The organism is Methylobacterium sp. J-088, from assembly GCF_022829295.1.
Taxonomy (GTDB): Bacteria; Pseudomonadota; Alphaproteobacteria; order Rhizobiales; family Beijerinckiaceae; genus Methylobacterium.
The window spans coordinates 36,829-44,611 of record NZ_JAKSYH010000242.1; the positions used below are offsets into that span (position 1 = coordinate 36,829).

The window sequence follows — 7,783 nt, forward strand, 5'->3', positions numbered from 1 at the left end:
CAAGTCGAGGCGCGGCTGCCAGGCAGTGCAGCCACCTCAGGCCCACCCTGTGGTCCGTCGCCTTGCCCACCGGCACGACCGGCATAGCCGACCCGCACGCCGGAGGTGAAGGTGGCGGGGGCGGCAACAGCACGGTCACCCGCAGGCCCGCCCGCGCACCCGCATGCTCTGGCCGACCTCGCAGACCTGATGGCGCCCGCCCCCGCGGGCGCCGACACCGCAGCCCCCAATCGCCGTAGCTCGGCTCGCGTGGTCCTCGCCGGCATGGCCGGCCCCAGAGACACCTTGGGCGATGCGCCGGTGACGCGGCCGCTCAGCCCTGTCGCGGCTCTGCGCCTTCGGCTAAGCTGCCGGCATGATTCGATGTGCCGAATCCCGTCCGTTTCGCCGGCTCGCAGCTGGTCTCGTGCTCGGGGCCTGCTGCCTGTCGGCGGGGCCCGCCGCCGCTCAGGCTCTCCTGTGGCCGTCGATCGGCTTCGCACCCCTGCCCTCCTTTGCCTGGCCCGCGCCCGCCGAGGACGCAGCCGGCCGCTGGACCGGCTCCTACGCCCGCCTGTCGACCGGTTATGCGGTGACGAGCTCCCGGCATTTCGGCAGCTATTCCGGCCCGACCATCGGCTTCGAGGCCGGGCGGATGTGGCAGGAGGGCCCGATCCTCTACGGCATCAGCGGCGGCTTCGATTATCTCGCCGGGCTCGACGGCACCCTGGCGCCCGGCTACGGGCACCTCGCCTACAGCCGCGACTTCGCCGGCGCCCTGGCGGTAAAGGTCGGGACGCTGCTGACACCGGACGTCCTGGTCTACGGGAAGGGCGGCGCCTTGGCCCTGCACGAGAGCCTGCGGGTCGGCCCGACGCCCGCGACCCTGCCGTTCAGCCGGCAGGACATCGCGGTGCGTCCGGTGGCGGGTGTCGGGGTCGAGTGGGCCGTCACGGACCGGCTGTCGCTGGCCGTCGAGGCCGGGGTAGTCGGCGGCGGGATTCGCTGAGGGACCGTCACGCCGAGCGGGATGCCGGGTCGCAGGACCGCGCCAGGGATGGGAGGTCGCGCCACCCGTAGGCGACTTCGGTGAACCGTCCGCGCCCGCGGACGGCCTCCGGCCGATCGAGCAGGGTGCCGCCGAAACCCTCGACGAAGCGGCGGCCGGGGGCGTTCGTACGCAGCACCCAGGCGCCGATGGCCCGGTAACCCGCCTGCTGCAGGCTCGCCGCCATTGCGGCGGCCAGAGCCCGGCCAATGCCGCGCCCCTGGGCGGCCCGCACGACATAGGGCCCCCGGAACTCCCCGTCGAAGCCTGCCGCCGCCAGGTCGCCCGCGCGCTGGGCGTTGCCGAGGCTGAATCCGACCGGCTTCCCATCCAACTCGGCCAGGAAGGCCACTTCGTCAGCATCCGGCTGCGGGCTGCTGAGAATCTGCGCCCACCACGCCTGCCGCACCTCGACCGTGAGAGCGTCGATCATCTCGGGGGGTAGGAGGCCGCCATAGGCCTCGTGCCAAGCCGTCACGTGGAGTGCGGCGATCGCGGCTGCATCGTCCGGTCCCGCGCGCCGCACGACGAGCGCGCGCGTCGTCGCGATCCTGATCACGGCCATAGGCTCAACGTCCGGTCGCCGGACCTTGCCGTCCGCTACTTTGGCACGAACGCCCAGTAGTCGAGATCGAGAATCACCGACGGATCGAAGCCATCCCCCGCGCGATCCGGGAAGGCGCCGCAGGGTTGGTTCTTGGTGGCCACGGTACGCAGGCGCAGGAGCCCGACATCGGCGCGGCCGACATCCGCCGTCGCCAGAACTTCGCTCCAGGCATAGACCGTGTCGCCGGCAAACAGCGGCGCCACGTGCCGGCCGGCATTGATGCCAGCGAGCGCGAAGGCGTTGGCGAGCCCGTTGAAGCTGAGCGCCCGGGCGAGCGAGATCACGTGCCCGCCGTAGATGAGGCGGCGGCCGAAACGGGTGTCCTTGGCGGCCAGCCCGTCGAAATGCACCTTCGCGGTGTTCTGGAACAGGCGCGTGGCGATCTGGTGCTCGGCCTCCTCGACGGTCATGCCGTCGACGTGGTCGATCTTTTCGCCGACCGCATAATCCGCGAAGCGGTGCGGGCTGCCGGCCAAGTCCGTATCGTAGGCGGTGGCCGAGAGTGGCGGCAGCGCACCCGCCAGATCCTGCGGATCCACCACCTTGGCGAGGGTCGGCACGCGTTCCTCGGCGATCGCGGCTTCGGGGTCGCGCTTGCGCACTAGCACCCAGCGGCAATAGCTCAGCAGGGTCTCGCCGCGCTCGTCGGAGCCAACCGAGCGCACGTAGACCACGCCGGTCTGGCGGTTCGAACTCTCCTTGAGGCCGATCACCTCCGAAACGGTCGATACGGTCTCGCCCGGATAGACCGGCCGCCGGAACCCGCCCTCCGCGTAGCCGAGATTGGCCAGCGCGTTGAGGGAGACGTCCGGCACGGTCTTGCCGAACACCATGTGGAAGGTCAGCAGATCGTCGAGCGGGCTCTTCGGGTAGCCGAAGGCGCGCGCGAAGGCGTCCGAGGACTGGACCGCGAAGCGCGGCCCGTAGAGGCCCGTGTACATCGCCACGTCGCCCACCGTGACGGTGCGCGGGGTGGCGTGGCGGATGGTTTCGCCGAGGCGGAAATCCTCGAAGAAGCGGCCGGGATTCGTCTTCACGGGGGATCGATCCTACTGCGCGTAAACGTAGGTTGCGGGCACGGCATACTCGTGCAGCAGGCGGCTGATGAACAGCAGCAGCAGGATGAGGATGATCGGCGAGATGTCGACGCCACCGAGATTGGGCAGCAGGTTGCGGATCGGCCGCAGCACCGGCTCGGTGATCCGGTAGAGCACCTCTCCGATCTGCGCGACGATCGGATTGCGCACGTTCACTACATTGAACGCCACGAGCCAGCTCAGGACCGCGCTGGCGATGAGGACGTAGATGAAGAGCTGGACGACCGTGTCGAAGAGCCAGATCAGGGCGTTCATGCGGGTTCGCGCGCTATCCTCGGGGCGCCCGCATCCCGGCGCCGGAGCGGCGCGCGGCGGGCGACGTTGAAACAGGGAATTGACAGGCTGAGCCGCCCGCGCCTACAAGGCCGGCGCCTCGACGGGGCTGTAGCTCAGATGGGAGAGCGCCGCAATCGCACTGCGGAGGTCAGGGGTTCGATTCCCCTCAGCTCCACCACTTACTTTTCGCTCGAGAAAGGCAAGTGGTGGCAATGAGTTACGAGATAGCTCCCTAGCCTTTCTCACCAAATCTTCCATCTGGCGGGTGGATTTCTCCCCACCCGAAGCGCGCGGCACGAGTTCGTTCCTTCGTACGATTCCTTTGTCGTTATGGTGTGGTCCAAGCACACGCCGCACCACTCGCACTGCACGCCGGATACCCACGCTTGGTCACCCGGCGCAACTTGGGCAAATGCGTGGACCAAGGTACGCTTAGCTTCGATGCGCCTACAAATTTAGCATGCGACGAAGAGGCGCGCAGTATGCGCCCCGTTGCATGAAGCGCCGCTTCGACGCTGACGGGGCTCCGAACATCCACGACGATAGGCCCGCTGCCGGATCGACTCCATTGATCGAGCCGGCCCGCACCGGACCAACGAGATGTCGAATGGGGACGTCGGATCCACATGCATCGAGCTGGCAAAGGTGCGATGCCGCGATCGAGGTGCTGCAACCGTAGGAAGCCACGACGGAAGGAACCGAGCGACACGCCCACGAAATCATCTCCGGGTGGTCGTCCAAGCATAAGGAACTCCCGCAGCACCTGATCGGCGGCTGCCGCTGCACCTGCGCCTCTTTCCAACGCGCATGATGGGGAAGCACTCGGCGAAGACTTTCCGCCCGCAGGCAACCTCGTTGCACCGGAAGCGCCGCACCATCACGTGCAGTTCGACGCGCCGACCACCGAGCGGCAGGTCGACGGCACGGCGCTGGTAGCGGCTTTGGGTGCGACGTGAAGAGGTCCGGCAGTCTGGGCAAGTTGCTGTCGTAGACCCGGACCTCACGACCGCACCGATCCGATCGACGCAGACATCGAGGTGATCGACGAATCCGGCAGAGACGAGGTTCGACGGCCTGAAATGAGGGCGCATGCTGCGGCTCCATCGTGGATGTCCGCAACCTCAACGCCGTTGGCATCAGCTAGAATGAGTAAGAGCCACCGTTGCACGCCCAAACACAGGTCGACGGCGTGATCTACCGTCTGGAGGGGTGAAGGACCGTCACCGCACAACTCGTCCCGCACGACCGGTCGCAAGAATTCCTCCGGGATCGATTCGGCTAGAGTCGCCTGCTGCTGTTAGGAGGCGGGCCGACACTTCAGCCAAGCAAGCCCTCAAAGCGCCCGCGATCGGATCAGCCGATGACTAGGAGTAACGGGGGAATGAGCTGGGCACTGGTCAGCCGCTGATCGAGATCGGCGCTACCCGATCCTCGGTTCAGCGGCACCAAGAGGCAGCACCACACCACCGGATAGGAGCACGATCGATAGCGCCGGTCGTGACAGGATCTACAGACGGCAGGTGCGCCACGGCTGGTTCTGCGGGTCGATTGGCTTCCACCAGCATAGCCGCCGAAAAGCAGCAGAGACCTAGAACGGCGATCCAGAAGGCGCCTTTTAGGGTTCGAAGCGTTCGCTTGGGCATGGCGGCGATGCTGGGGGCTATCAGTTAGCGAACCCTTGCGCCGCTCAACTGCTACGAGAACTGCTTGCATCAAGCGGATCGCAAGGATCCCATCTGCAGCCGCTCCGCCTCCTCCCGCCACGCATCCCGCTCGTCCTGTACTGCCTCGATGCGGGCATGCAGGTGGCCGGCGTCGACCGCGGTCTCCATCGGCATGTCCTGGGCGGTCGCGAGCTGCTGGCGTAGGTCGGTATTCTCGGTCGCCAGGGCGAGGAGAAGGGCAGCCAAGTCCTCGCTCATCCAGGCCCCACGCCGCCGCAAGGCAGCGCGTCTAGCCGGGCTCAAGCTTGGCCGCAATCGCGTCCGATCATCGCGACTGCACCGGCGAGGCCGCACCTAGGCCGAGGGGTGTCAGGCCCCGGTGCTGCTCTTCCGGCGCGCGGCCGAAGCCGATCGCTGGGGGCATGGTGGCGCAAGGCGGTTAAAGGTTCTTGTATGCGGTGGAGCGGGGGGATCTCGCGGCAGCAGGTGGGAGCTATGTTCGACCCAGGCAAGTACTGCGGAATGAGGCGTTCTCGTCGCCGGATCCGACGCTTGATGCGCAGCTCCAGAGTCGACTTAGTAAAAATTCTCTTTCGATCGACGTACAAATGTCGTTGAATTCGAGCATAGCGAGCGAAGCACGAGCGGATTTAGGCGCATATACTGATACGAGTTGGGCGACATATAGCCAAGCTATGCTACTCATACATCCAGATAACTAATTTTGCCGGGTTGTGTCTGTGACTATTAGCAATTTACGCCGACCGTTCCTCCTTGGGGGCCCCGTCGCTCTGATCGTAGCGCTGCTGGTGGCTGGATCAGCCCAAGCCGGCCTCGCCAGCGCCTTTCGCATCGTGCTGCAGAAGGGCAGGCACTTCGACCCGACCGATCTGTTCCTGCGCCAGGGTGACACCATCACCCTCGTCAACGGGGACGACAACGCCGTCCACCACGCCTTCATCGAGGCTGATCGGTTCGCGTTCGATGCTGGCGATCAGGAGCCTGGCAAGCAGGCCACTTTGACCCTCAAGGAGCCCGGCGACTTCATCATCCAGTGCGGCATCCACCCGAAGATGAAGCTCACTATCCACGTGCAGTAGGCATTCCTGCAGGCGCCATCCCCGGGCGCTGTCTCGTAAATCACCGCCAGTTTGGCGAGTTCGGGGAATTGCTGGCCCGTGTCGAACAGGGCCTCGTGCCCGAGATAGTACAGCGCCAGGAAGGCAGCGAGAGCACCACCATAGTACGCGGGCGCCCGGGCGGCGTCGCGCGCCCGCACTGTCGTCCGGGCATCATCCGCCGCGATCCCGAGCAGCACCACGATTATGCCGGAGTGCCCGATCGCGTCCACCTTACCGAACTCGAAGATCGCCGAGACGAAGATCCCCGTCAGGATCAGGGCCGCTACACGTCGCACCAGAGGCGTCCGGACCAGGGCGAAGGCCAAGGTGAACTCAATGACACCAGCGGCCTGCATGAACAGTTCAGGCGTCGCGCTCATGGTCATCTGCGGCTTGGCGGCGAGCAGCGGATCCGTCCACTGCGGGTAGGCCCACTTCTCGACCGACGCCCGCAGCAGCGTGGCGGCGGCGGTCCAACGGACGATGTCGAGGGGGCGTCGCAAGCGATCGCCTGTTCCTCAAGGGCGGCCCTTCGTTTTTGAAGCACACGCTTCAGTCAGCCCGGCCAACTCGGATTTTAATCCGCGCCGCCGCGTGCCCGGTGGCACGTCACGGAGACAAGGCGCTACCCACCTACGGATCACACGGGACGCGACGGGGCCGGACAGGCTGGCCCAGCCCCCGAGGAGATCAAGAAACGCCATGACGACGACCCGCTACTCCGCGCTGGCCGCCGCCCTCGCCTTCACCGTCGCTGCGCTTTCGCCAGCCGCAGCCAGCCCGCGTCCCACCGCCTGGACTGGTCTTCAGCTCGACGGCGTCGAGGCCACCGGTTCGCTCGGTGCCCCGGCCGGCGGCCTATTCGGATACGACAACAACCCGGTGACTTGCCCGATGAGCTCGGCCGCCGAGGGCAACGCGAACCAGCAGCACTTCCCCGTCAAGCAGTACGGTCAGACCACCGGCGGCAACCGCTGCTGATGAAGCTGAAGCCTGTTTCTTACGCGATGATTGGCCTTTTCGCCTTCGCCTTGGGGGCGACGGCTTTGGGCTCGGCGCGGGCGCTGCTCGGCCTCTGACACGCGGGTAGTTGAGCGTTCGCCAATCCGATGAAGGCCCGCCCCCACCCTCAGGGGCGGGCCGTCTGCGTTTATCAGGCTCGCGCCGTCTTGAGCCTAGCCACTCAGCCTCCGGGCTGGATCGGCCAATGAAAAACACCCCAGGAGCGGGGCTCCCAGGGCGCTGCCGATCGAGCGGCCAGTTTGATCAGGCTGGGTATGCGAAGGTCAGCCGGATGGCTGCTCTTCGACGGCGGCGAGCGGTGGGGAGGACCAACTACCCCTCGCCCGCCACCGTGTTCTCCCGGCATGATGGCCGGGAGCAGCGCGACCGGATCTTATTACGAGCCGAACCTGTAGTTCAGGCCGGCGCGGACTACGGCGAACTCGTCGGAGCGGCGACCGATAGCGCTGTAGGCGACCGGGACGAGGTTGGCGGCGTTGACGATCAGGGCACCCTGGTTGCGGTTGCCGCGCTCCAAGTTGACGTACAGGCCTTCGACCTTGAACGTCACGGCCGAGGAGCGGAAGAAGTTCAGGAACGACTCGGTGGGGAGCGCGAACTCGACGCCGCCGCCGACGGCGTAGCCGGTGCGGAAGCTGTCGTTGCCGGCGTAGCCGCCGACCGAACGGTCGGCGCTGCCCGAGCCGTAGGCGAAGCCGCCGGTGCAGTACACGAGGGTGCGGTCGAAGGCGTAGCCGAGGCGGCCGCGCACGGTGCCGAAGGAGTCGAGGCCCGACAGGCCGCGCGGGTCGGTGACGTAGAAGCCGGGGGCCACGGCGCCGTTGATAATAGCGTTGTGCCGCTTTGGGCCGATGTCGGGGGACTTGGCATCGGTCTCGATGCCGCAGACCACGCAGGAGGGCGGGGGGAACTGGTAGTTTGATCCGAGCTGTGCGCCCGCGGAAGAGCCTGTCTGGGTCGCACGTCGG

The 7,783-nt window shown here is 66.7% G+C and carries 8 protein-coding genes, 1 tRNA gene and 2 pseudogenes; 4 read left to right on the forward strand and 7 right to left on the reverse strand.

Annotated elements, in window-relative coordinates:
- Positions 1 to 355 precede the first annotated feature (355 nt).
- Positions 356 to 988 (forward strand): outer membrane protein, encoded by a 633-nt coding sequence (locus MKK63_RS26010; RefSeq protein WP_244006758.1) that lies wholly within the window; start codon positions 356 to 358, stop codon positions 986 to 988.
- Positions 989 to 995: 7 nt separating this feature from the next.
- Here the strand turns inward: MKK63_RS26010 and MKK63_RS26015 are convergent, their stop codons facing one another.
- From MKK63_RS26015 to MKK63_RS26025, 3 genes are read right to left on the reverse strand one after another with little or no spacing between them, the layout of a single operon-like run.
- Entirely contained in the window at positions 996 to 1,592 is a 597-nt protein-coding gene (locus MKK63_RS26015; RefSeq protein ID WP_244006759.1) for a GNAT family N-acetyltransferase, read from the reverse strand.
- Positions 1,593 to 1,627: 35 nt separating this feature from the next.
- The gene (locus MKK63_RS26020) at positions 1,628 to 2,671 is read right to left on the reverse strand and encodes a MaoC family dehydratase (RefSeq protein WP_244006760.1); all 1,044 of its coding nucleotides are present in this window, start codon (positions 2,669 to 2,671) and stop codon (positions 1,628 to 1,630) included.
- A gap of 12 nt (positions 2,672 to 2,683) precedes the next feature.
- Positions 2,684 to 2,986: a YggT family protein gene (locus MKK63_RS26025; protein WP_091722957.1), complete on the reverse strand. Its 303-nt coding sequence runs from the start codon at positions 2,984 to 2,986 to the stop codon at positions 2,684 to 2,686.
- A gap of 123 nt (positions 2,987 to 3,109) precedes the next feature.
- On the opposite strand from MKK63_RS26025, the gene MKK63_RS26030 reads away from it, so the two are divergent.
- Positions 3,110 to 3,185: transfer RNA gene (locus tag MKK63_RS26030), tRNA-Ala, on the forward strand.
- 634 nt (positions 3,186 to 3,819) lie between these two features.
- Here MKK63_RS26030 and MKK63_RS26035 read toward each other — a convergent pair.
- Together MKK63_RS26035 and MKK63_RS26040 are read right to left on the reverse strand one after the other, a co-directional pair.
- Positions 3,820 to 4,098, reverse strand: a pseudogene (locus MKK63_RS26035) (transposase family protein); the annotation flags it as partial.
- Between the two features lie 621 nt (positions 4,099 to 4,719).
- Complete coding sequence (locus MKK63_RS26040; protein ID WP_244006761.1) at positions 4,720 to 4,929, reverse strand: hypothetical protein; 210 nt, start codon at positions 4,927 to 4,929, stop codon at positions 4,720 to 4,722.
- A gap of 551 nt (positions 4,930 to 5,480) precedes the next feature.
- Between MKK63_RS26040 and MKK63_RS26045 the strand changes: the two genes are divergently transcribed.
- Complete coding sequence (locus tag MKK63_RS26045) at positions 5,481 to 5,771, forward strand: hypothetical protein (protein ID WP_244006762.1); 291 nt, start codon at positions 5,481 to 5,483, stop codon at positions 5,769 to 5,771.
- Between the two features lie 62 nt (positions 5,772 to 5,833).
- Here the strand turns inward: MKK63_RS26045 and MKK63_RS26050 are convergent.
- A pseudogene (locus MKK63_RS26050) lies at positions 5,834 to 6,292 on the reverse strand (hypothetical protein); the annotation flags it as partial.
- Positions 6,293 to 6,494: 202 nt separating this feature from the next.
- On the opposite strand from MKK63_RS26050, the gene MKK63_RS26055 reads away from it, so the two are divergent.
- Entirely contained in the window at positions 6,495 to 6,773 is a 279-nt protein-coding gene (locus MKK63_RS26055; protein WP_244006764.1) for a hypothetical protein, read from the forward strand.
- A 418-nt stretch (positions 6,774 to 7,191) separates the two neighbouring features.
- Here the strand turns inward: MKK63_RS26055 and MKK63_RS26060 are convergent.
- The coding region (locus MKK63_RS26060; RefSeq protein ID WP_244006766.1) for an outer membrane protein at positions 7,192 to 7,783 on the reverse strand (592 nt) is incomplete at its 5' end.

Excerpts from the sequence above, each read along its gene's own strand:
- MKK63_RS26040 (WP_244006761.1), bottom strand. The coding sequence starts at position 4,929 with ATGAGCGAGGACTTGGCTGCCCTTCTCCTCGCCCTGGCGACCGAGAAT.
- MKK63_RS26025 (WP_091722957.1), bottom strand. The coding sequence starts at position 2,986 with ATGAACGCCCTGATCTGGCTCTTCGACACGGTCGTCCAGCTCTTCATC.
- MKK63_RS26055 (WP_244006764.1), top strand. The coding sequence starts at position 6,495 with ATGACGACGACCCGCTACTCCGCGCTGGCCGCCGCCCTCGCCTTCACC.
- MKK63_RS26015 (WP_244006759.1), bottom strand. The coding sequence starts at position 1,592 with ATGGCCGTGATCAGGATCGCGACGACGCGCGCGCTCGTCGTGCGGCGC.
- MKK63_RS26010 (WP_244006758.1), top strand. The coding sequence starts at position 356 with ATGATTCGATGTGCCGAATCCCGTCCGTTTCGCCGGCTCGCAGCTGGT.